The organism is Cupriavidus basilensis (assembly GCF_000876015.1).
Classification (GTDB): Bacteria; Pseudomonadota; Gammaproteobacteria; order Burkholderiales; family Burkholderiaceae; genus Cupriavidus; species Cupriavidus basilensis_B.
In genome coordinates this window covers 714,337-735,214 of the sequence record NZ_BBQM01000012.1, presented here as the reverse complement: position 1 = coordinate 735,214, position 20,878 = coordinate 714,337, and the positions used below count along the sequence as shown (strand labels likewise).

Annotated in this window: 19 protein-coding genes; 9 read left to right on the top strand and 10 right to left on the bottom strand. The window is 71.4% G+C overall.

The features are described 5' to 3' along the window. The first annotated feature begins 299 nt into the window (after window positions 1–299). The 7 genes from KF708C_RS11040 (at window position 300) to KF708C_RS11010 (ending at window position 6,844) form a co-directional block, all read left to right on the top strand. Window positions 300–959 carry a CDP-alcohol phosphatidyltransferase family protein gene (locus KF708C_RS11040; protein ID WP_059411792.1) on the top strand — a complete coding sequence of 220 codons (660 nt, stop codon included), beginning with the start codon at window positions 300–302 and terminating at the stop codon, window positions 957–959. 6 nt (window positions 960–965) lie between these two features. Further along, window positions 966–2,762 carry a bifunctional alpha/beta hydrolase/class I SAM-dependent methyltransferase gene (locus KF708C_RS11035; protein WP_231586442.1) on the top strand — a complete coding sequence of 599 codons (1,797 nt, stop codon included), beginning with the start codon at window positions 966–968 and terminating at the stop codon, window positions 2,760–2,762. Beyond that, on the top strand, window positions 2,762–4,165 hold the full coding sequence (locus KF708C_RS11030) for a phosphatase PAP2/dual specificity phosphatase family protein (RefSeq protein WP_059411791.1): 1,404 nt from the start codon (window positions 2,762–2,764) through the stop codon (window positions 4,163–4,165). The genes KF708C_RS11035 and KF708C_RS11030 overlap by 1 nt, the downstream gene beginning before the upstream one ends. Further along, a complete protein-coding gene (locus KF708C_RS11025; protein WP_231586440.1) occupies window positions 4,146–4,625 on the top strand; it encodes a hypothetical protein in 480 nt (159 codons plus the stop codon). The genes KF708C_RS11030 and KF708C_RS11025 overlap by 20 nt, the downstream gene beginning before the upstream one ends. Before the next feature lie 6 nt (window positions 4,626–4,631). Then, a complete protein-coding gene (locus KF708C_RS11020) occupies window positions 4,632–5,267 on the top strand; it encodes a lysophospholipid acyltransferase family protein (RefSeq protein ID WP_020204854.1) in 636 nt (211 codons plus the stop codon). A 5-nt stretch (window positions 5,268–5,272) separates the two neighbouring features. Then, window positions 5,273–6,235, top strand: coding sequence for a phosphatidate cytidylyltransferase (locus KF708C_RS11015; RefSeq protein WP_020204855.1), 963 nt, complete (start codon window positions 5,273–5,275; stop codon window positions 6,233–6,235). 285 nt (window positions 6,236–6,520) lie between these two features. After that, window positions 6,521–6,844: an H-NS family nucleoid-associated regulatory protein gene (locus KF708C_RS11010; protein ID WP_029044000.1), complete on the top strand. Its 324-nt coding sequence runs from the start codon at window positions 6,521–6,523 to the stop codon at window positions 6,842–6,844. Window positions 6,845–6,922: 78 nt separating this feature from the next. Here KF708C_RS11010 and KF708C_RS11005 read toward each other — a convergent pair whose 3' ends face one another. The 6 genes from KF708C_RS11005 to KF708C_RS10980 all read right to left on the bottom strand — a co-directional run bounded on the left by KF708C_RS11005 (window position 6,923) and on the right by KF708C_RS10980 (window position 11,644). Continuing rightward, window positions 6,923–7,270 (bottom strand): copper-binding protein, encoded by a 348-nt coding sequence (locus tag KF708C_RS11005; protein ID WP_059411789.1) that lies wholly within the window; start codon window positions 7,268–7,270, stop codon window positions 6,923–6,925. Between the two features lie 45 nt (window positions 7,271–7,315). After that, a complete protein-coding gene (locus KF708C_RS11000) occupies window positions 7,316–7,810 on the bottom strand; it encodes a cupredoxin domain-containing protein (protein ID WP_059411788.1) in 495 nt (164 codons plus the stop codon). A gap of 14 nt (window positions 7,811–7,824) precedes the next feature. Then, window positions 7,825–9,135 (bottom strand): copper oxidase, encoded by a 1,311-nt coding sequence (locus KF708C_RS10995; protein WP_059411787.1) that lies wholly within the window; start codon window positions 9,133–9,135, stop codon window positions 7,825–7,827. 2 nt (window positions 9,136–9,137) lie between these two features. Further along, window positions 9,138–10,583 (bottom strand): TolC family protein, encoded by a 1,446-nt coding sequence (locus tag KF708C_RS10990; protein ID WP_059411786.1) that lies wholly within the window; start codon window positions 10,581–10,583, stop codon window positions 9,138–9,140. A 9-nt stretch (window positions 10,584–10,592) separates the two neighbouring features. Continuing rightward, window positions 10,593–10,991, bottom strand: coding sequence for a hypothetical protein (locus tag KF708C_RS10985; RefSeq protein ID WP_020204862.1), 399 nt, complete (start codon window positions 10,989–10,991; stop codon window positions 10,593–10,595). Between the two features lie 110 nt (window positions 10,992–11,101). After that, on the bottom strand, window positions 11,102–11,644 hold the full coding sequence (locus KF708C_RS10980) for a hypothetical protein (RefSeq protein ID WP_231586439.1): 543 nt from the start codon (window positions 11,642–11,644) through the stop codon (window positions 11,102–11,104). A gap of 179 nt (window positions 11,645–11,823) precedes the next feature. On the opposite strand from KF708C_RS10980, the gene KF708C_RS10975 reads away from it, so the two are divergent. Both KF708C_RS10975 and KF708C_RS10970 read left to right on the top strand, forming a co-directional pair. Next, entirely contained in the window at window positions 11,824–12,501 is a 678-nt protein-coding gene (locus KF708C_RS10975) for a heavy metal response regulator transcription factor (RefSeq protein WP_020204864.1), read from the top strand. Beyond that, window positions 12,498–13,964: a heavy metal sensor histidine kinase gene (locus KF708C_RS10970; RefSeq protein WP_231586438.1), complete on the top strand. Its 1,467-nt coding sequence runs from the start codon at window positions 12,498–12,500 to the stop codon at window positions 13,962–13,964. Before KF708C_RS10975 ends, KF708C_RS10970 begins: the two co-directional genes overlap by 4 nt. Window positions 13,965–14,139: 175 nt before the next feature. On the opposite strand, the gene KF708C_RS10965 is transcribed toward KF708C_RS10970, so the two are convergent. From KF708C_RS10965 to czcI, 4 genes are all read right to left on the bottom strand, one after another. Continuing rightward, window positions 14,140–17,361, bottom strand: a complete 3,222-nt coding sequence (locus tag KF708C_RS10965; RefSeq protein WP_059411784.1) for a CusA/CzcA family heavy metal efflux RND transporter — start codon at window positions 17,359–17,361, stop codon at window positions 14,140–14,142. Between the two features lie 12 nt (window positions 17,362–17,373). Next, on the bottom strand, window positions 17,374–18,939 hold the full coding sequence (locus KF708C_RS10960; protein ID WP_059411783.1) for an efflux RND transporter periplasmic adaptor subunit: 1,566 nt from the start codon (window positions 18,937–18,939) through the stop codon (window positions 17,374–17,376). An 18-nt stretch (window positions 18,940–18,957) separates the two neighbouring features. Next, window positions 18,958–20,226, bottom strand: a complete 1,269-nt coding sequence (locus KF708C_RS10955) for a TolC family protein (protein ID WP_059411782.1) — start codon at window positions 20,224–20,226, stop codon at window positions 18,958–18,960. 74 nt (window positions 20,227–20,300) lie between these two features. Continuing rightward, entirely contained in the window at window positions 20,301–20,696 is a 396-nt protein-coding gene (gene czcI, locus KF708C_RS10950) for a cation efflux protein, CzcI family (RefSeq protein WP_020204869.1), read from the bottom strand. Window positions 20,697–20,878: the final 182 nt, after the last annotated feature.

Below are 20,878 nucleotides of genomic sequence, written 5' to 3'. Positions count from 1 at the left end.
CGCCCGTCTTCCGGCATTCCGGATTCGCGTACTGGCCGGCATCTTCGCTCAAGGGGGCGGCAAGGCGGCCGGGCCTCCGCGCAACTGTGTCGAAAATGTGCCAAAAATCTCGTAAGTTCTTAATGATTGGCGGAAACGCACAATCCGGCTATGCTTGGCCGATTGTCGGGCTTTGCGCACCCCCGCAAGGCGCCCCGGGAGGCAGGGCGCTGGCATGGCGGTAGCCAAACCATGCTGGTGATCGTGACGGACAGACCAAGAACCATAAGGCCCCGGCGGACGCCGGAAAGGCCCCGAACATGACGCTTTATCAGATCAAACCTAAATTCCAGGCGCTGCTGCGGCCGCTGGTGAAGCGCCTTGCCGCGCGCGGCGTGACCGCCAACCAGGTCACGCTCGCGGCCGCCGGCGGCTCGCTGGTGGTGGGCGCGCTGACGGCGGCGCTGGCGTGGCTGCCGGCGGTGTTCCTGCTGATGCCGCTGTGGCTGTTCCTGCGCATGGGCCTCAATGCCATCGACGGCATGCTGGCGCGCGAGCATGGCCAGCAAAGCGTGCTCGGCGCCTATCTCAACGAACTCGGCGACATCGTTTCCGATCTGGCGCTGATCCTGCCGTTCGCTGCCGTGGCACCCTTCGGCGCCGGCGAGGTGGTCGGCTTCGCGCTGCTGGCGGTGGTGGTCGAATGCGCGGGGCTGATCGGGCCGCTGGCCGGCGCCAGCCGCCGCTACGACGGCCCGCTCGGCAAGAGCGACCGCGCGCTGGTGCTCGGCGCGCTCGGCCTGTGGATCGGGCTGGGCCTGGGCGTGGCGCCGGCGGCCCACTGGCTGTGGGGGCTGCTTTCGCTGCTGTCCGTCGCGACCATCGTCAACCGGGTGCGCCACGGCGTGGAGGAGGCCGGGCAGGCCCGCCGCGCCGCCACGCCGCCGCCCGCGGAACCGTCTTCGCAACCCGTGGAGTAAAGCTACGTGGACAGTCTGGATAGTCAAACCGGGCGCACCGCCGTCGAGGCGCAGTTCGAGACGCATGATGGCCAGTCGCTGTTCTATCGCCACTGGCCGGCCAGCGGCGGCGCGGCGCAGGGCGCCGTGGTGCTGTTCCACCGCGGGCACGAGCATTCGGGCCGCATCGCCCATCTGGTCGACGAGCTCGACCTGCCCGGCCACGCCTTCTTCGCGTGGGATGCGCGCGGCCACGGCCGCTCGCCCGGCGAGCGCGGCTACAGCCCGGGACTGGCCACCTCGGTGCGCGACATCCAGACCTTCGTCGACCACATCGCCGCCGTGCACGGCATTCCGGCCAGCCGCATCGCGGTGGTGGCGCAGAGCGTGGGCGCGGTGCTCGCGGCCACCTGGGTGCATGACTACGCGCCGCCGATCCGCGCGCTGGTGCTGGCCTCGCCGGCGTTCAAGGTCAAGCTCTACGTGCCGCTGGCGCGCCCGGGTTTGAAGCTGCTGCACAAGCTGCGCGGCAAGTTCTTCGTCAACAGCTACGTCAAGGCGAAATTCCTCACGCACGATCCCGCGCGCATCGCCAGCTTCGAGCAGGATCCGCTGATCACGCGCCCGATCGCCGTCAACGTGCTGCTGGACCTGTACGAGACCGCCGAGCGCATCGTGGCCGATGCCGCCGCCATCACGGTGCCCACGCAGCTGCTGATCTCGGGCGCCGACTGGGTGGTGCACCGCGCGCCGCAGGACGCCTTCTTCGAGCGGCTCGGCTCGGCCGTGAAGGAACGCATCGTGCTGGACGGCTTCTACCACGACACCCTCGGCGAGCGCGACCGCGCGCAGGCGGTGGCGGTGGCGGCGGCGCGGCGCTTCATCGCGCGCGAGTTCGCCTCGCCGACGGCGCCGGTCTCGCTGCTCGACGCGGACCGCCGCGGCGCGTTCAAGGAGGAGTCCGAGCGCCTGGCCCGGCCGCTGGCGGTGGCCAGCCCCGCCGGTCTGTACTGGGCGCTGACGCGGGCCGGCCTGAAGTTCGGCGGCCTGCTGTCCGAGGGCGTGCGGCTCGGCCACCAGACCGGCTTCGATTCCGGCTCCACGCTGGACTATGTGTACTGCAACCAGGCGCGGGGCCGCTTCGGCATCGGCGCGCTGGTCGACCGCGGCTACCTGGACGCCATCGGCTGGCGCGGCATCCGCCAGCGCAAGGTGCATGTCGAGGAACTGCTCGGCCAGGCCATCGGCGCGCTGCATGGCGCGGGCGTGCCGGTGCGCATCGTCGACATCGCCGCGGGCCACGGCCGCTACGTGCTGGAGGCGCTCGCCGCCCGGACGTTCAACGGCTCGGCCGCGCAGCACGTGCAGAGCATCCTGCTGCGCGACTACAGTGACATCAACGTCGCGCAGGGCCGCGCGCTGATCCGCGCCAAGGGGCTGGCGGACATCGCCCGCTTCGAGAAGGGCGACGCCTTCGACGGCGACGGCCTCGCCGCGCTGGACCCCGCGCCCACGCTGGCCATCGTCTCCGGCCTGTACGAGCTGTTCGGCGACAACGCGCTGGTGGCGCGCTCGCTGGGCGGGCTGGCGCGCGCGGTGGCGCCGGGCGGCTACCTGGTCTATACCGGGCAGCCGTGGCATCCGCAACTGGAGTTCATCGCGCGCGCGCTGACCAGCCACCGCGCGGGCTCGGCCTGGGTCATGCGGCGGCGCCCGCAGGCGGAGATGGACGAACTGGTGCGCCAGGCCGGCTTCGAGAAGATCGCGCAGCGCATCGATCCGTGGGGCATCTTCACGGTCAGCCTGGCGCGCCGGGTCGCGTGATGCGGCAGGCAGCCGAAGGCGGCCGCGCGCGGAGGGCGCGTGCGGCATCGACCGATGCCGCCGAGGGCCGTCCCTGGGCGCTGGCGCTGGTACTGCTCGCCGGCATGGGCGCGCTGTTCTTCTCGTCCTACGGGCTGGCCAACTGGCTGGCGAGCCAGCGCGCGGCGGTGCCGTACTTCCATTTCGCGTGGGAGCGCCATATTCCGTTCGTGCCGTGGAGCATCGTGCCGTACTGGTCCATCGACCTGCTCTACGGGCTGTCCTTCTTCCTGTGGCGCACGCGCGCGGCGCTCCTCACGCACGCGAAGCGGCTGCTGGCGGCGCAATTGATCTCGGTGGCGTGCTTCATCGCGTTCCCGCTGCGCTTCGCCTTCGAGCGCCCGGCCGCCGACGGCCTGCCGGGGCAGCTGTTCACGCTGCTGGGCGGCTTCGACAAGCCGTTCAACCAGGCGCCGTCGCTGCACATCAGCCTGCTGGTGATCCTGTGGGTGGCCTATGCCATGCACGCGCGCGGCGCCTGGCGCTGGCTGCTGCATGGCTGGTTCGCGCTGATCGGCGTCTCGGTGCTGACCACCTACCAGCATCACGCCATCGACGTGCCGACCGGCTGGCTGGTGGGCTGGCTGTGCGTCTTCCTGTTTCCATTCGGCGCGCGCCACGCCGCGGCCGAACCTGCGGCGCGCACGCGCCGGCTTGCGCTGCGCTACGCCGCCGGCGCGCTGGCGGCCGCCGCGCTGGCCTGGCTGGCGCTGCCGGGCTCGGTGCCGGCGGCGCTGCTGCTGGGCTGGCTGGCGCTGGCGCTCGGCTGCGTCGCGGCGATCTACCGGCAGGGTCTGCCGGCGCTGTTCCAGAAGCAGGCGGACGGCAGCATGCCGATGGCCGCGCGCTGGGTGCTGGCGCCGTACCAGCTCGGCGCCTTCGCCAATTCGCGCTGGTGGACGCGCCGCCGGCCGCAGGCCAGCGAGATCGCGCCGGGCGTGTGGGTGGGCCGCTTCCCCAATGCGGCGGAACTGCGCCGGCTCGGCGCCGACGCCGTGCTCGACCTGACCGCGGAGCTGCCGCGGCTGGCGCCCGCCGCCGTGGCCTACCGCTGCGTGCCGGTGCTGGACCTGACCGTGCCGCCGCCCGCGCAACTGGACGAAGCGGTGGCCATACTGGAGGCATGGCACGGCCAGGGCCGCAAGGTGCTGGTCTGCTGCGCGCTCGGTTATTCGCGCAGCGCGCTGGTGGCCGCCGCGTGGCTGGCCGCGCGCGCCACGGGCGAGCCGCTGGCGCTGCTGCGCGAGCGCCGCCCGCAGGTGGTGCTGGGAGCGGACAGCGTGGCGGCGCTGGCGGCATTCATCGGCCGCAGGCAGGCCGCGCAGTTTTCGGGAGAGGCAAGCGATGCCGGACGCATTGGATAACGAGGACGACGACAGCCGGCGCGACGCCGAGGCCGCGCGCTGGGTCGCGCTGGCCGCGGTGGGTGGCCTCGACGCCGCGGCCCGGCTGACCTGGGCCGGGCTGGTGCTGGCGCTGATCAACGTGCTGCTGGCCGGCACGTTGTCGCCGGCGGGCACGGTCTACCTGGCGCTGGGCATCGTCGCCGCGCTGGCCGGCGCGCTGCAACTGTGGCTGCTGGTGCGCGTCACCATCGACCGGCCTTTGTTCGCGGCGCTGGCGGCGGACCCCGCGCCCGGCGCGCCGCTGGCGGCGCTGGACCATGCGCTGCGGCAACTGGGCTGGCTGCGGCGCGCCGCGCCGGGCGAGCCCGGCCGCAGTCTCGCGCAGCGCGCCCGCGGCGCGCTGCGCTTCCTTCCGTGGGCCGCGGCGCTGGCCGCGCTGCAATTGCTGGCGGCCCTGCTGTTGCTTCTGCTGAGATAACGAGCCATGTGGTTTTCCAAGCTGGTGGCGCGCGCCATCATCCTGTTCGCGCGCCTGCTCACGGGCATGCAGGCCCGCTGGAACGGCTGCCTGCCGGCGGCCGTGCAGCGCGTCTATTTTGCCAACCACAGCAGCCACGGCGACTTCGTGCTGATCTGGGGCTGCCTGCCGCCGGACCTGCGCCGGCTGACGCGGCCGGTGGCTGGCGCGGACTACTGGAACCGGTCGGCCGTGCGCCGCTTCATCGGGCGGGACGTGTTCAACGCCCTGCTGATCGACCGCAGCGGCGGCGGCCACGAGGGCGGCGCCACCGACCCGGTGGCGCTGATGAAGGCGGCGGTGCTGCGGGGCGATTCGCTGATCCTGTTTCCCGAGGGCACGCGCAACACCACCGACGCGCGGCTGCTGCCGTTCAAGAGCGGCATCTATCACCTGGCGCGCGTGTGCGGCAACGTGGAGTTCGTGCCGGTTTGGATCGACAACCTCAACCGCGTGATGCCCAAGGGCGAGGTGGTGCCGGTGCCGCTGCTGTGCACGGTGACGTTCGGCAAGCCGCTGACCCTCGGCGCGGAAGAAGCCAAGGACGATTTCCTGGCGCGTTGCCGCGCGGGCCTGCTGGCGCTGGCGCCGGCGCTGGAGTAAGGACCATGATGCATTCGTATCCGGCTGTGCTGCGCGAGACCTGGCTGCTGTTCGCGGCGGTGTTCGGCGTGCTGGTGCTGGCCTCCGCGGTGACGGCGCTGCTGCGCTGGCGCGTCGCCGGCGGCCGCCCGCACGCGGTGATCGACAACCTCGGCGCGCGCGTGTCGGCGTGGTGGTGGATGATCGGCGTGTTGGGCGTGGCCTTCGTGCTGGGGCGCACCGCCATCATCGTGCTGTTCTACCTGCTGTCGTTCTTCGCGCTGCGCGAGTTCGTCACCATCACCACCACGCGGCGCGGCGACCACCGCGCCATCGTGGCGGCGTTCTTCGTGTTCCTGCCGCTGCAATACGTGCTGGTCTACATCGGCTGGTACGGGCTGTTCTCGATCCTGATCCCGGTCTACGCCTTCCTGATCCTGCCGATCCTGTCGGCGCTCTCCGAGGAAACCACGCGCTTCCTGGAGCGCTGCGCGGGCGTGCAGTGGGCGGTGATGGTGTGCGTGTTCTGCGTCTCACACGTGCCCGCGCTGCTGACGCTGCCGATTCCCGGCTTCGAGGACCGCAACCTGCTGCTGATCGCCTTCCTGGTGATCGTGGTGCAGGGCAGCGACGTGCTCCAGTACGTGTGGGGCAAGCTGTGCGGCCGGCGCAAGATCGCGCCGCTGCTGTCGCCGTCCAAGACCGTGGAAGGGTTTGTCGGCGGCGTGGCCAGCGCCACCGCGCTGGGCGCCTCGCTGTGGTGGATCACGCCCTACGGCTCGCCGTGGAAGGCTGGCCTGATCGCGCTGGTGATCGCGCTGATGGGCTTTCTCGGCGGGCTGGTGATGTCGGCCATCAAGCGCGACCGCGGCATCAAGGACTGGGGCCACATGATCCAGGGCCACGGCGGCATGCTCGACCGGCTCGACTCGGTGGTGTTCGCCGCGCCGGTGTTCTTCCACATCACGCGCTACTGGTGGGTGCCCTGAGGCGCCGCCGGGATTTTGCCGGCCTGATGCCTCTGGCGGAAATTCCCTGCCGGCATGAGGGGGATCAAGGGCAACTGGCGCCATTGTGGTGCAAGCGCCGGCGCGCCTTGGCCCGGCCATGCGGGCGCGGAACCTGTCGTGAAATAATCCGTAGGAATTGTCTCTGCCAGCATTGGCGCAAGACCCTGTAAAATCTCGGGCGACAGGCGGCACGACCCGCCGGATTACCCCCCTTCCTTCGCTTTGCCGGCCCATCCTTGCCGGCAAGGTCAATTACGAAAGTCCATGTCAGAGTCTGATGAAGCCAGAATAGCCGCGGCGGCGTGGGTCCGTGAGCAGATGGATCGCCACGGCCTCACGTTCGACGATTTGGTTGAAGCCGGCTGTTTTGCCGAAGCGCAGCCGGACGAGGGCGACGAGCCCGATGCGCCGAGTGCGCCGGCGGCCGGCGCGGCGGAAGCGGCCACGCTCCCGGCAGCCCCGAAGCCGGCCAAGCCCCTCTACCGCAACGCCCTCGGGCAGAGCTGGGACGGCACCGGCGAGCGCCCGGAATGGCTGCAGCGCGCGGTAAACGCCGGCCAGTCGGTGGAGTTCTTCCGGGTCGAATAGCCGCCGGCAGCCACGCGCCGCCAGATAATCGGCGGACAATCGCCGGACAGCCGCCGGTTCGCGCGCGGCAAGGCGCGCCTATTGCGCCGGCGCCACCTCCAGCGCCGTGACCGTCAGCGCGCCGTCGACGCGCTCCACGGTGAATCTCACGCGGTCGCCTTCCTTGACCCGCCCGATCATGGCGGGGTCCCGCACGCGGAAGATCATGGTCATGGCCGACATGTCGAGGTTGACGATGGGGCCATGCCTGATGGTCAGCTTGCCCGCCGCGGCATCCACCTTGCGGATTTCGCCTTCGGTCAGCGGGGTTTGCGCCTGCGCGGCGGCGGTGGCGTCAGCGCCGGTGTTGCCGGCTGCGACGGCGGGCAGCGCGGCGGCGGCGCCGAGCAGCGCCAGCAGGGCGATCAGGTATCGACTGGTCTTCATGTCGTGTTTTCCTTGTGTGTTGATATTCAGCAGGCGCGGCCCGATTCAGCGCACGCGCACTTCGCCGCGCATGCCGGCGTCGTAGTGGCCGGGCTGCAGGCACGCGAACGGCACGCGGCCGCCCCGCGGGAAGCGCCAGACCAGCTCGCCGCTCTGGCCGGCGTCGAGCGTGACGGCGCCGGGATCGGCGTGCTCCATCTCCGGCATCTTCAGCATGGCGGCGTAATGGGCCTTGAGGTCGGCCTCGTCGGCGATCACCATCTCATGGCGCAGCCGGCCGGCATTGCGCACCACGAAACGGATCGTTTCGCCGGCGCGGACCTCGACGTGCGGCGGCGAGAAACGCATGTCGTCGCCCATGTCGATGGCGATGGTGCGCGTGACCCGGGCGGCGTCGCCGGGCTGGCCGGCGGTGCCGGCATCGTCATGGTGGCCGGCATGGTTGCCGGCGGCCAGCGCGGAAGACAGCGTGGAAGACAGCGCGAGCGCGCCGGCCAGCGCCAGCAGTGCGCGGGCCGCGCGGGATTTCGGTCGGTTCATGTCGGGTCTCCTGGTCAGGGGCGTCGCGCCGGCTTGCCGGCGGACTCGGTGTATTCGAAGGCAACCGTGCCCTTGGGATGGCGGTACCAGCCCGGGTCGCGGTAGTCGTTGCGGCCCAGGCCGGCGCGCACCTTGAGCACGCTGAACATGCCGCCCATCTCGATCGGCCCGAACGGGCCTTGCCCGCTCATCATCGGCAGGGTGTTGTCGGGCAGCGGCATCTCCATGCTGCCCATGTCCGCCATGCCGGCCTCGCCCATCGACATGTAGTCCGGCACCAGCGCGCTCATGCGTTTGGTGAGCTCTTCTTGCCGGACGCCGATCATGGTGGGAACCTGGTGGCCCATCGCGTTCATGGTGTGGTGCGACTTGTGGCAGTGGAAGGCCCAGTCGCCCGGGTTGTCGGCCACGAACTCGATGGCGCGCATCTGGCCCACGGCCACGTCGGCGGTGACTTCGGGCCAGCGCGCCGACGGCGGCACCCAGCCGCCGTCGGTGCCGGCCACCTCGAAGCGGTGGCCGTGCAGGTGGATCGGGTGGTTGGTCATGGTCAGGTTGCCGAAGCGGATGCGCACGCGGTCGCCGAGCCGCGCGGGCAGGCTGTCGATGCCGGGGAACACGCGGCTGTTCCAGGTCCACATGTTGAAGTTGGTCATCTCGGCCACGCGCGGCGTGTAGGAGCCCGGATCGATGTCGTAGGCGGCGATCAGGAAGACGAAGTCGCGGTCGACCTGCATCTGCGCCGGGTCTTTCGGGTGCACCACGATGAAACCCATCATGCCCATCGCCATCTGCACCATCTCGTCGGAATGCGGGTGGTACATGAAGGTGCCGGCGTGCTTCATCTCGAACTCATAGACGAAGGTCTTGCCCGGCGGGATATGCGGTTGCGACAGGCCGCCCACGCCGTCCATGCCGGCCGGCAGGATGACGCCGTGCCAGTGCACGGTGGTGTGCTCGGGCAGCTTGTTGGTGACGAAGATGCGGACCTTGTCGCCTTCCACGCATTCGATGGTGGGGCCCGGGCTCTGGCCGTTGTAGCCCCACAGGTGCGCCTTCATGCCGGGCGCGAACTCGCGCTCGACCGGCTCGGCCACCAGGTGGAATTCCTTCCAGCCTTGCCGCATGCGCCACGGCAGGCTCCAGCCGTTGAGCGTGACCACGGGGTTGTAGGGCCGGCCGGAGGCGGGCTGGAGTGGCGCCTGCGTGGCGGGGCTCGATTGCAGCGCGGCTTCGGGCAGCGCGGCGGCGCCGGCGCGCGACACCAGCGCCGCGCCGAGCATGGCGGCGCCGGAGCCATGCAGGAATTGTCTTCGGGTGACCATGTTCAGTTTCCTTTGGGCTGGGCGGCGGCCGGGGCGGACCCGGCGGGCGGCGGGGAGGGCGGGGGCGCATCGGCGCCGGGCAGGCGTCCTCCCAGCGTGGCCTGCAGGTCGGTCTCGGCCAGCCAGTATTCGCGCAGCGCGTCGAGATAGCCGTTGACCGCGTTGACCTGCTCGCGCGCGTCGGCCAGCAGTTCGAACACGCTGACCAGCATGCCGTTGTAGCGCAGCAGGTCTTCGTCGGTGATGCGCTTGCGCAGCGGCACCACCTCGTCGCGGTAGTGCCGCGCGATGTCGTAGCGCGCCTGGTAGCCGGCATAGTTCTCGCGCACTTCCGAGCGCGCGTCGACCGCGCTTTCCGCCAGGCGCGCGGCGGCCTGCATGTAGACCGCCTCGGCCCGCGCCACGCGCGCGCCGCCCCAGTCGAACAGCGGGATCTCGATATTGATGCCGTAGCCGCTCTCGGTGGGCTTGGCCGTCTCCGAGTTGCGCAGGTAGGCCACGTCGATCACGCTGACGAAGCGCGTGGCGCGCGTGAGGCCGAGCGAGCGCGCCAGGCTTTCCAGTTGCACGCGGCCGGCCTGCAGGTCGAGCCGGTTGCCGATGGCATAACCCTCCAGGTCGGTGAGCGCGGGACGGGCCTTGGGCAGGTCCGGCAGGCGTTCGGGCAGGCGGTATTGCGCGCCGGTGCCCCACAGGCCGAGGCGGCGCGTGAGCTGCTCGCGCGCGGCCAGCGCCTGCTGGCGCGCGCGCGCCAGCTGCGCGGCGGCATCGGCATAGAAGGCCTGCTCGCGCGCGTGGTCCAGCGCGCTGACGTTGCCGGCGCGCGCGAGGTCGCGCGCGAACAGCGCGCCGGTCTCGGCGGCGTGCCTGACCTGCTCGGCGTAGCGCGCCGCCTGTTCCGCCGCGACCGCGTTGACGAAGGCGCGGCGGGTGGCGAACGCCTGCCGCAGCAGCGTATCGGCCACCGCCAGCCGGGCCTGCGCGAAGCGATCCTGCTCGATGCGCGCCACCAGCGGCAGCGTCAGCAGGTTGACCAGGCCCACGGCGATGGCGCGGTCGATCTTGAGGTCGTCGCCCTGGCGCGTGCGGCTGAAGGAAAAGCCGGGGTTGGGCAGGCGCGTGGCCTGCACGTATTCGGCTTCCGAGATGCCGAGCTCGGCGAAGGCGGCCTGCAGGCCGGCGTTGTTGAGCAGCGCGATCTGCACCGCGCTGTCGGCATCGAGCGGCTCGGCCAGCAGCGCCTGGGTGCGGCGGTAGGCCTCGGCGCGGTCCTGGTCGGAGCGCACCCAGAGCGCGTCCTGGCCGAGCCGCTGGCGCGCGGCCTCGGCGGCGGTGCCGAAGCCGCCGTCATCGGTGAAGCTGGCGCAGCCGGCCAGCAGCAGCGCGCAGGCGGCCGCGGCCAGCCCCGCCCTGGATGCCGCCGGGCGCCCGGGAAATGGAAAAGACATGCGGCTTCCTCAGTGATGGTGGGTGTGCCCGCCGGGCGCCGGGGCAGCCGCGCCGGCATTGCCCGGCGCGGCTGGCATCGGCATGGCGCCGGTGTCGGGCGCCGCGTTCCCGGCCGCGCCGGGCGTGACCTGCGCATTGGTCTGGCGCCACGGCGCGACCGGCTGCGCCTGGAACGGCAGGTAGCCGGCCAGCACGTCAGGCGATGGCAGCGGCGGCACCGCGGCGCCGGGATCGAGCGGATCGCCGGGCGTGGCGGCGGGACTGGCGGACGGATCGACCGGCTTGTTGGCGGATTGACCGGCGGACGGACCGGCAGGCGTTGCGGCGGGCGCGCCGCCGGACTGCGCCGACGCCAGGGCCGGCCCGAGCAACAGGCAGGCCGCCGCCAGGATGCGGACGTATTGCATGACAACCTCAGTGTTCGTGGGGTGCGCCGCGGTCGGCGCGGGAAGGGCCGACCCGGAAGATCAACCCTGGAACGGACTTCGGCGAGCGTGCGATGGACGCACCTCGGGTGTCAGCAGCGTGCGGCGGGCGGACGGTCGGAGGGGGCGGGGAGGAAACCCGCGAAGGCGGCGAGCGCCGCCTGCGGCGCGGCATGGCCGTGGCTGGCCAGCGCGAGTTCAGGGAGGATGGTGGGGATCACCGCGCCGGCGGCGCAGGCCGCGCAGGCGCTGCACGTGCCGCCGGCGCCGTGACCGGCGTGGTGGTGGCCGGCGTGCGGGTCGGCGGGATGCAGCGCGAGCGGCCCGGCGGCGGCCATGTCGTCGTCGTCGGCAGCGGCGGGCATCTCGTGCGCCGCCGCGTCGTCATGGCAATGCCCGCCGGCGAGCGCCGCTTCCGCCGCTGACTTCATGGCGGCGTGGCGCAGCATCATCGACTCGATGGCCGGCGAATCGACCGAGATCGCGGCCATCGCCGCCGCCGGCATGGCGTGGTGGTGCGGCGCCCGGATCGACTGCGCGGTGCTGCATACCATCATGACCGCCGCCGCGATGCTCTGTGCGGGCAGCGCGATCATGGCAAGGCACAACAGGAAGCAGCGGAGGGCGCGTTTCATCGAAACCGGGCAAAAATGGATGCGGTATTGTACCCGCATTGAAAGCCGCCTGAGCGTGACGCGAACATGACAATGTTGACATGTTCGGCCGCGGCCGCGCTTCCTCGTATAGCTTGTCGGCTTGGCGGGGCCGGGCCGATGGCGGCAAACGGCCGCACGCCGGCCCGGAGTGAACGGAAATGCGCATACTGATCGTGGAAGACGAGCCCAAGGCGGGGGACTACCTGCGCAAGGGCCTGAGTGAATCCGGTTTCGTGGCGGATCTGGCGCGCGACGGCGTGGACGGCCTCGCCCACGCGCGCGGACAGGAATACGACCTGATCGTGCTCGACGTCATGCTGCCCGGCATGGACGGCTGGACCGTGCTGCAGGAACTGCGCCGCGAGCGCGACACGCCGGTGCTGTTCCTGACCGCGCGCGACGAGCTGTCCGACCGCCTGAAAGGCCTCGGGCTCGGCGCCGACGACTACATGGTCAAGCCCTTCGCCTTCGCCGAGCTGGTCATGCGCATCCGCACCATCCTGCGGCGCGGGCCGCTGCGCGAGAGCGAACTGATGGAGGTGGCGGACCTGCAGATCGACACCGTCAAGCGCCGCGTGACGCGCGGCGGGCAGAAGCTCGAGCTGACCTCCAAGGAATTCGCGCTGCTGCAACTGCTGGCGCGCCGCCGCGGCGAGGTGCTGTCGCGCTCGCTGATCGCCTCGCAGGTCTGGGACATGAACTTCGACAGCAACACCAACGTGGTCGACGTCTCCATCCGCCGCCTGCGCGCGAAGGTCGACGACCCGTTTCCGGCCAAGCTGATCCATACCCGCCGCGGCATGGGCTACGTGCTCGACGAAGAGGACGCCCGATGAGCGGGGCGCCAGCGCAGGACGGCGGCCTGGCGCGCGCCGTGATGCGCCTGCCGGCCTCGCTGACAGCGCGCATGGCGCTGGCCTACGGCGCGGCCACCGTGGCGATCCTGGTGGCGGTCAGCACCTACCTGGCCGGCGCGCTGGCCACCCAGCTGCAGGACCGCGACGAGGGCGAACTGGTCAGCGAGGTGCTGCTGGTGCGCCACCTGCTGCGCGAGGTCAGGTCGGAGGCCGAGATCCGCGCCGACACCCATCGTTTCGCCGACCTCGCGCTCGGGCACGAAGGCCTGATCCTGCTGGTGCGCGACAGCCTGGGCGAGCCGCTGGTCACGCTCAACCCGCGCCACGAGCCGGTGCCGGCGCTGCCGGTGCTGCCCGCGGCCACCACGCCGGACAAGTCGCGGCTGCATACCTGGTATCCCCGCAACGGCGTGGCCTCGCGCGGCATCGCCGCGCTCGGCCAGCTGGGCGACAGCGAGCGCACCGTCGAGATCGTGGTGCTGCGCGACGCCGGCTACCGCGCCGCCCTGATGAAGGCCTACCAGTCGCAGATGCTGTGGGCCACGCTGTGCGGCGCCGCGGCCGCTGCCGGCCTCGGCTGCGTGCTGGCGCGGCGCGGCCTGCGCCCGCTGCGGCGCATGGCCGAGGACGCCTCGGCCGTGACCGTGAGCCGGCTCGCCACCCGGCTCGACGCCGGCCAGGCGCCGTCCGAGCTGCGCGTGCTGGTGGACGCGCTCAACGACATGCTGGCCCGCCTGGAGGATGGCTTCCAGCGCCTGTCCGACTTCTCCGCCGACCTCGCGCACGATTTCCGCACGCCCATCAGCAACCTCATCGGCCAGACCCAGGTCACGCTCGGGCAGAACCGCACGGTGCAGGAATACGAGAGCCTGCTCGAATCCAACCTCGAGGAATACGAACGCCTGGCCCGCATGATCGAGAACATGCTGTTCCTGGCGCGCGCCGACCATGCCCAGGTCGCCATGAACGTGCGCGAGCTCGACGCGCGCGCCGAGCTCGACAAGGTCGCCGAATACTTCGAGGCCGTGGCCGCCGACCGCGACATCAAGCTGCGGCTGAGCGGGCAGGGCACGGTGCGCGCCGACCAGACCCTGCTGCGCCGCGCCGTGACCAACCTGGTCGACAACGCGCTGCGCCACGCGCCGGCCGGCAGCGCCGTCGACATCCGCGTGGCGGCTGGCAGCGCCGCCACCACCATCCGCGTCGGCAACGGCGGCGCCGGCATCCCGCCCGAAGCGCTGCCGCACGTGTTCGGCCGCTTCTACCGCGGCGATCCCGCGCGCAGCAATTCCTCGTCCTCCGCCGGCCTGGGGCTGGCGATCGTCGACACCATCATGCGCCTGCACGGCGGCAGCGTCAGCGTGCGCAGCCTGCCCGGCGAAACGGTGCTGGAACTGTCGTTCCCGGTCGTGAACGTGCTGGCGCAGCGCGTGGGTGGGTAGGGCGGGGTTGAAACGAAGGCGAGGCGTCGCGTTGGCTCGGCGCTGTCGATAAGACCAGCCCACCGGCTGTGTTCTCCCCTCTCCCATTGCATGGGAGAGGGGAGCAAACCTTCGGCATGCGGAGCGCTGCTGGCAGTCAGGAACCGCCTTGCGCGGCCCCCACGCCGTCACGCCGTCACGCTGGCAACCGCGCCGCGCCGGTTTCCGCCTCGCCGCCGCCGTCCTGCTGTCCCACATCCTGTTCTCCCTCCTGCTCCGCCTCGCGCCGGTGCGCCAGCCGGTACAGCACCGGCAGCACCAGCAGCGTGAGCGCGGTGGACGACAGGATGCCGCCGATCACCACCGTGGCCAGCGGCCGCTGCACTTCCGCGCCGGTGCCGGTGGCGATGGCCATCGGGATGAAACCGAGCGAGGCCACCAGCGCGGTCATCAGCACCGGGCGCAGCCGCGTGAGGGCGCCGGTGTGGATGGCTTCGTCGAGCGGCTTGCCTTCCTCGCGCAGGCTGCGGATGAACGACAGCATCACCAGCCCGTTGAGCACGGCCACGCCGGACAGGGCGATGAAGCCGACCGCGGCCGAGATCGACAGCGGGATGCCGCGCAGCCACAGCGCGAGGATACCGCCGGTCAGCGCGAACGGGATGCCGGTGAAGACCAGCAGGCCGTCGCGCACGTTGCCGAACATCGCGAACAGCAGCACGAACACCATCAGCAGCGCCACCGGCACCACGATCTGCAGGCGCGTGGTGGCGGACTGCAGCTGCTCGAAGGTGCCGCCCCAGGTGATCCAGTAGCCGGCCGGGACCTTGACCTGGCGGTCGAGCGCGCTCATGGCCGCGGGGACGAAGCTGCCCACGTCGCTGCCGCGCACGTTGGCGCTGACCACGATGCGGCGCTTGCCGTTCTCGCGCGAGACCTGGTTGGGGCCGGGCGCGAGCGTGAGCGTGGCGATCTCGCCGAGCGGGATGTAGCTGGCCGGCGCGGCCTCGCCGTTGCGCGCGGCGCCGCCGCGCGGCAGCGGGATGGGCAGGCGGCGCAGCGCCTCGACGTCGGCGCGGATGCCTTCGGGCAGGCGCACGCCGATGTTGAAGCGGCGGTCGCCCTGGAAGAAGATGCCCGCGTCGCGCCCGCCCACGGCGATGGCCACGGTGTCCTGCACGTCGGTCATGTTGAGGCCGTAGCGCGCCGCGCGGGCGCGGTCCACGTCCACCGTGAGCACCGGCAGGCCGCTGGTCTGCTCGACCTTGACCTCGGCCGCGCCGGGGATGCCGCGCAGCACGCCAGCGACCTTCTGCGCGGTGTCCTCCAGCACCTGGTTGTCGTCGCCGAAGATCTTGACGGCGACGTCGCTGCGCACGCCGGAGATCAGTTCGTTGAAGCGCAACTGGATCGGCTGCGAGAACTCGTACTTGTTGCCGGGGATGGTTTCCAGTTCGGCCTCCATCTGCGCCAGCAACTGCTCGCGCGTCTTGCCCGGATCGGGCCACTGCGCGCGCGGCCTGAGCATGATGTAGCCGTCGGACGCATTGGGCGGCATCGGGTCCGAGGCGATCTCGGCGGTGCCGGTGCGGGCGAAGACGCGCTCGATCTCGGGGAATTTCTCCTTGAGCCGGGTCTCGATCTGCTGCTGCATGGCGAGCGACTGCGTCAGGCTGGTGCCCGGGATGCGCAGCGCCTGCACGGCGAAGTCGCCTTCGTTGAGGTTGGGGATGAACTCGCTGCCCAGGCGCGTGGCCACCAGCCCGCTGAGCAGCACGGCCACCGCGGCGAAGGCCAGCACCACCGGCGTGTTGGCCAGGGTCTTGCCGAGCAGCGGCGCGTAGGCGCGCCGGGCCCACAGCATCAGGCGGTTTTCCTTCTCGGCCACCTTGTCGCCGATGAACAGCGCCACCGCCGCCGGCACGAACGTCACCGACAGGATCATCGCGCCGGCCAGCGCCAGCACCACGGTCATGGCCATCGGGTGGAACATCTTGCCCTCCACGCCGGTGAGCGCGAAGATCGGGATGTAGACGATCATGATGATGAACTGGCCGAACACCAGCGCCCGACGCGCCTCCTGCGAGGCCGCGAACACTTCGTGGAAGCGCTCGCCGCGCGTGAGCGGCCTGCCGTGGCGCTGGCGCGCGTGGGCGAGGCGGCGCACGCAGTTCTCGACGATGACCACCGCGCCGTCGATGATGATGCCGAAGTCCAGCGCGCCCAGGCTCATCAGGTTGGCGCTGATCTTGTACGTCACCATGCCGGTGAAGGTAAACAGCATCGACAGCGGGATCACCAGCGCGGTGATCACCGCCGCGCGCAGGTTGCCGAGGAACAGGAACAGGATCACCACGACCAGCGCCGCGCCCTCGATCAGGTTCTTCTTGACGGTGGCGATGGCGCGGTCCACCAGCAGGGTGCGGTCATACACGGTGACGGCCTTGACGCCCGCCGGCAGCGAGCGGTTGATGGCCGCCATGCGCTTGTCCACCGCCTGCGACACGGCCCGGCTGTTCTCGCCGATCAGCATGAAGACGGTGCCCAGCACCACCTCGCGCCCGTTGTCGGTGGCCGCGCCCGTGCGCAGCTCGCGGCCGATGCCGACCTCGGCCAGGTCGCGGATGCGGATCGGCTGGCCCTGCGCGCTGCCGACGATGATCTCGCGGATGTCGTCGACCGACCTGACCTGTCCCGGCGCGCGCACCAGGTACTGCTCGCCGCGCCGCTCGATGTAGCCGGCGCCCACGTTGGCGTTGTTCTTCTCCAGCGCGGCCACCACGTCCTGCAGGCTCAGGCCGTAGGAGGCCAGGCGCTCGGGGCTGGGCGCCACCAGGTATTCCTTGGCGAAGCCGCCGATGAAGTTGATCTCGGTCACGCCGGGCACGGTGCGCAGCTGCGGCTTGATGACCCAGTCCTGGATCTCGCGCAGGTCGGTCGGCGTGTAGGCGCCGCCGTCGGGCTTCCTGGCGCCGTCCTCGGCTTCCACGGTCCACAGGTAGATCTCGCCGAGGCCGGTGGAGATCGGGCCCATCTGCGGCGCCACGCCCGGCGGCAGGTTGCGCGCGGCCTCCTGGATGCGCTGGTTGACCAGCTGGCGCGCGAAGTAGATGTCGGTGCCGTCCTTGAAGATCACCGTGACCTGCGACAGCCCGTAGCGCGACAGCGAGCGGGTCTGCTCCAGCCCGGGCAGGCCGGACATGGCGGTCTCGATCGGGTAGGTCACGCGCTGCTCGGCCTCCAGCGGCGAATAGCCGGGCGCGGCGGTGTTGATCTGCACCTGCACGTTGGTGATGTCGGGCACGGCGTCGATCGGCAGCCGGCTGTAGTTGTACGCGCCGAGCGCGGCGATGGCCAGCACGGCCAGCAGCACCAGCCAGCGCTGCGCGATGGCGAAGCGGATCAGTCGTTCGAACATATCGGTCTCCGCTTAGTGGCTGTGTTCGGCGCCGGCCTTGCCGAGTTCCGCCTTGACCATGAAGCTGTTGCCGGCCACGTACTGCCAGCCGGCCCGCATGCCCTCGGTGATCTCGACCAGCCTGCCGTCGCCGCGCCCGGTCTTGACCGGCTGCGCCAGGAAGCCGCCCGGCACGGCGACGAACACCACCTGCTGGTCGCCGTGGCTCTGCAGCGCCTGCGCGTCGATGGCGACCGGCACCTCGGCGCTGGAATCCGTCACGCCCACGGTGACGAACAGCCCCGGGCGCCAGGCCATCTTGGGGTTGGCCAGGGTCACGCGCGCGGTGGCCGTGCGGGTCTGCTGGCCCAGCAGCGAGCCGACGTAGGAGACCGTGCCTTCGGCCTTGCCGTCGAACGCGGTCGAGGCGATGCGCACCTTCTCGCCCACGCGCACGCGGTCGAGGTCCTTGGGCGCGATCACGAACTCGGCCCACACGGTGCTCAGGTCGGAGATGGTGAAGACGTTGGCGTCGGCGGCCACGGCTTCGCCGAGCGCGAGATGCTTTTCCACCACGGTGCCGTCGAACGGCGCGCGCAGCTCGAAGCGGTTGAGCGCGCGCGCGTTGTCCGTGCTGCCACCCGCGCCGCCGCCCGCGCTGCCGGACGCGCCGATGGCGGTGAGCTTCTGCGCGGCATTCTGCGTGGCGATGCGGGCTTCCTGCAGCGCGGTGCGCGCGGCCAGGTAGTCCTGCTCGGCGGAGATCCTGTCCTCCCACAGCTTCTTCTCGCGCCGGAAGGTCGTCTCGGCCAGTTCCAGGCGCTTCTGCGCGGCCAGCAGCTCGCTGCGCTGGTCCGACAGCGTGGTGCTGGCCAGCACCGCCAGCAGGTCGCCCTTGCGCACCTGCTGGCCCAGGTTGGCGGACACGCCTTCGACCACGCCGGCCACGCGCGGCACCACGTGCGCGGTGCGGTCTTCGTTGAAGCGGATCTCGCCGGGGAAGGACACGGTGCCTTCGATGCGGGCCGGGCCGGCGCCTTGCAGCGTCAGGCCCGCGCCCTGGATCTGCGCGGGCGTCATCTCGACCAGGCCTTCCTCCTTGCGCAGCTTGATGGCAAGCGGAGCGCTCGCGCCGGGCAGGGTCACGTCGAGGCTGGCTTCGAAGGCGTGCGGCTCGCCGATGGCCGCCGCGCTTTGCAGGTAGGCTTGGGCCGGCGCGAAGGCGAGGCGCTCGCGCTCGCCGGTCAGCCGCCGCAGTTCGCCGGCGGCCTTGACGCCGGCGGGCGCGAGCGGCTGGCCCGCGCGCGAGGCCCAGAGCCGCAGGCGCGAGCCGCCTTCGCCGGGGCCGGCTTCGGCCACCAGCACTTCGACGACGGCGTCGCCCTGCCGGAACAGCTGGCCGCCGTTGGGGCCGGCGGTGCTGTCGTGGTTTTCGCCGTTGCCGTCGCTGTCGCCGTGGGCGGCGGCTTCCGCGTGGGTGTTGCCGCCATGCGCGCCGGTATCGCTGCCGCGCCCGGCGAAGATCAGCGCCGCGCCGGCCAGCGCGCCGCCGGCGAGGATGACGGCGACGGCGGTTTTCTGTTTTGTGTTGATTGCCATGATGGGGTTCCTTTGGCGCTAGCGGCCGAGAATGCGGTCGATGGTGGTGGCGGCCTGGTAGGCGCTGGCGACCACGCCGAGATAGCGCACGCGCGCCTGGAACCAGGTGCGCTGCGCATCGAGCACGTCGAGGAAATTGAACTTGCCGGCCTCGAAGCCGCGCGTGGCGGCCTCGTAGGCCTGCTGCGCCGCAGGCAGCACGGTGCCGCGCAGCGCCTGCGCCGAGGCGCGCGACACCGTCAGCTGCTGCGCGGCCTGCTGCAGTTCGCCGGACAGGCGCACCTGGGTGGCGCGGTACTCGTCGGCGGCCTTGTCGGCCTGGCGCGTGGCGGCGTAGAGATTGCCCTGGTTGCGGTCGAACAGCGGCAGCGGCAGGGCCACGCCGACCACCGGCATGGTGCCGCGCTCCGCGCCGTTGTCGCGCTTGCTGCCCAGGCTCAGGGTCAGGTCGGGGTACTGGCGGCTGCGCTCCACGCCGATCACGGCCTGGCGCCGCTCGAGTTCGAGCCGGCTGCTGAGCAGTTCGGGGGCGCTGTCGAGCGCCTGCATCAGGCTGGTGGTGTCGGGGCGCGCGGGCAGCGCGTCGAGGTTGCCGGCGGCCTCGCTGAAGCGGGCCTCGCCGCTGCCCCACAGGTTGGCCAGCGACAGGCGCGCGGCGGCCAGCCCGGCCTCGGCGTCGGCCACCTCCAGTTCGGCGTTGGCCTGCTCGACGCGCGCCTTGCTTTCCTCCAGCGGGGCGATCTTGCCGGCCGCCACGCGGCGCGCCGCGGCCTGCGCGCCCTTGGCGGCGATCTCGGCGGCGCCGCGCGCCAGCTTGAGGCGCTCCTGCGCGACGACCACGCCGAAAAAGCCGCCGACCACGGCCGCGCGCAGGCCGGCATGCGCCGCGCCGAGCCGGGACTGCGCCAGCTCGCGCGCCTTCTGCGCCGCGCCGATGCGCGCCGCGCGCTTGCCGCCGAGCTCGATGGGCAGGTTGATCTGCGCGGTGGTGGTGCGGGTGTCGCGGCGGTTGTCCTCGAGCAGGACGGCGACCTCGGGGTTGGGCAGGACGCGGGCCTGCATGATGCCGCCCTCGGCGGCATCGAGCTCATGGCCGGCGGCCGACAGCGTGAAGCTGCGCGCGCTTGCCAGCGCGAGGGCGTTGTCCAGCGTCAGCGGGCCGGCGGCTTCCTCGGCCTGCGGCGCTGGCAGCATGGCGGGCATGGCGGCGGGCGCCGCGCCCTGGGCGGGCACGGCGGGACTGAGCAAAGCAGCCGCCAGCCCGAGCGGGATCACAAGTGTTCTCATCGAATTTCACCGGAAAAAGACCAGGGAAGCTCGGCGAGACGGGAGTCTGGAAAGGAGTGGGGTCGTCTCGCCGGTCAGGCGGACGGCCACTGGGGGCGGTCGGGTGTGGTGCCCGGCGCGGAGAGGAAGGACGGGGCCAGCGCGTGGTAGCTGATCGCTACCCCGAAGTGCGCGCCGGCGCCGGAGAAGTCGGGCAGCACGAGCTGCGCGCCGGCAAAATGGCAGACCGCGCAGTCGAGGTCGGGCAGCTTGGTCTTGCCGCTGCCGTCCTGGCTGTCCTTGTCGCCGGCGGCGCGGTGGTCGGCGGCCTCGCCGTGGTGGGCATGGCTGTGATGGCCGAAATGCCACTTCGCGCCGATCGCGTCGGCGCGGTCCTGCTGGCCGTCATGGCTGCAATAGGCCGCGGCGCCCGCCCAGGCGAACTGGAGTGGCAGCAGGAGCACGAACAGCAGGATCAGGAAACGGCGCATGCGGCGGATTATATAGGCAGCGGCTTTGACCGCGATACGGCCAGGATATGACCAAGATGCGGCCGGGGTCTTGTCCCCCTGGCTGGCGGGAATGGCGGGTTTGAGCGGGAAACGTGGCGAGGGTTCCCCGACAGGCCATGCGGCAGGCAATTCACTTCCGGCGCTTGACCCTGTAGCCGCTC

What these genes read in the sequence shown, in the direction of transcription:
- KF708C_RS11005 (WP_059411789.1), bottom strand. Translation starts at nt 7,270, where the DNA reads ATGAAGACCAGTCGATACCTGATCGCCCTGCTGGCGCTGCTCGGCGCC.
- KF708C_RS10985 (WP_020204862.1), bottom strand. Translation starts at nt 10,991, where the DNA reads ATGCAATACGTCCGCATCCTGGCGGCGGCCTGCCTGTTGCTCGGGCCG.
- KF708C_RS11020 (WP_020204854.1), top strand. Translation starts at nt 4,632, where the DNA reads ATGTGGTTTTCCAAGCTGGTGGCGCGCGCCATCATCCTGTTCGCGCGC.
- KF708C_RS10965 (WP_059411784.1), bottom strand. Translation starts at nt 17,361, where the DNA reads ATGTTCGAACGACTGATCCGCTTCGCCATCGCGCAGCGCTGGCTGGTG.
- KF708C_RS10955 (WP_059411782.1), bottom strand. Translation starts at nt 20,226, where the DNA reads ATGAGAACACTTGTGATCCCGCTCGGGCTGGCGGCTGCTTTGCTCAGT.
- KF708C_RS11025 (WP_231586440.1), top strand. Translation starts at nt 4,146, where the DNA reads ATGCCGGACGCATTGGATAACGAGGACGACGACAGCCGGCGCGACGCC.
- KF708C_RS10960 (WP_059411783.1), bottom strand. Translation starts at nt 18,939, where the DNA reads ATGGCAATCAACACAAAACAGAAAACCGCCGTCGCCGTCATCCTCGCC.
- czcI (WP_020204869.1), bottom strand. Translation starts at nt 20,696, where the DNA reads ATGCGCCGTTTCCTGATCCTGCTGTTCGTGCTCCTGCTGCCACTCCAG.
- KF708C_RS11015 (WP_020204855.1), top strand. Translation starts at nt 5,273, where the DNA reads ATGATGCATTCGTATCCGGCTGTGCTGCGCGAGACCTGGCTGCTGTTC.
- KF708C_RS11010 (WP_029044000.1), top strand. Translation starts at nt 6,521, where the DNA reads ATGTCAGAGTCTGATGAAGCCAGAATAGCCGCGGCGGCGTGGGTCCGT.
- KF708C_RS11040 (WP_059411792.1), top strand. Translation starts at nt 300, where the DNA reads ATGACGCTTTATCAGATCAAACCTAAATTCCAGGCGCTGCTGCGGCCG.
- KF708C_RS11030 (WP_059411791.1), top strand. Translation starts at nt 2,762, where the DNA reads ATGCGGCAGGCAGCCGAAGGCGGCCGCGCGCGGAGGGCGCGTGCGGCA.
- KF708C_RS10995 (WP_059411787.1), bottom strand. Translation starts at nt 9,135, where the DNA reads ATGGTCACCCGAAGACAATTCCTGCATGGCTCCGGCGCCGCCATGCTC.
- KF708C_RS10975 (WP_020204864.1), top strand. Translation starts at nt 11,824, where the DNA reads ATGCGCATACTGATCGTGGAAGACGAGCCCAAGGCGGGGGACTACCTG.
- KF708C_RS10980 (WP_231586439.1), bottom strand. Translation starts at nt 11,644, where the DNA reads ATGAAACGCGCCCTCCGCTGCTTCCTGTTGTGCCTTGCCATGATCGCG.
- KF708C_RS10990 (WP_059411786.1), bottom strand. Translation starts at nt 10,583, where the DNA reads ATGTCTTTTCCATTTCCCGGGCGCCCGGCGGCATCCAGGGCGGGGCTG.
- KF708C_RS11000 (WP_059411788.1), bottom strand. Translation starts at nt 7,810, where the DNA reads ATGAACCGACCGAAATCCCGCGCGGCCCGCGCACTGCTGGCGCTGGCC.
- KF708C_RS10970 (WP_231586438.1), top strand. Translation starts at nt 12,498, where the DNA reads ATGAGCGGGGCGCCAGCGCAGGACGGCGGCCTGGCGCGCGCCGTGATG.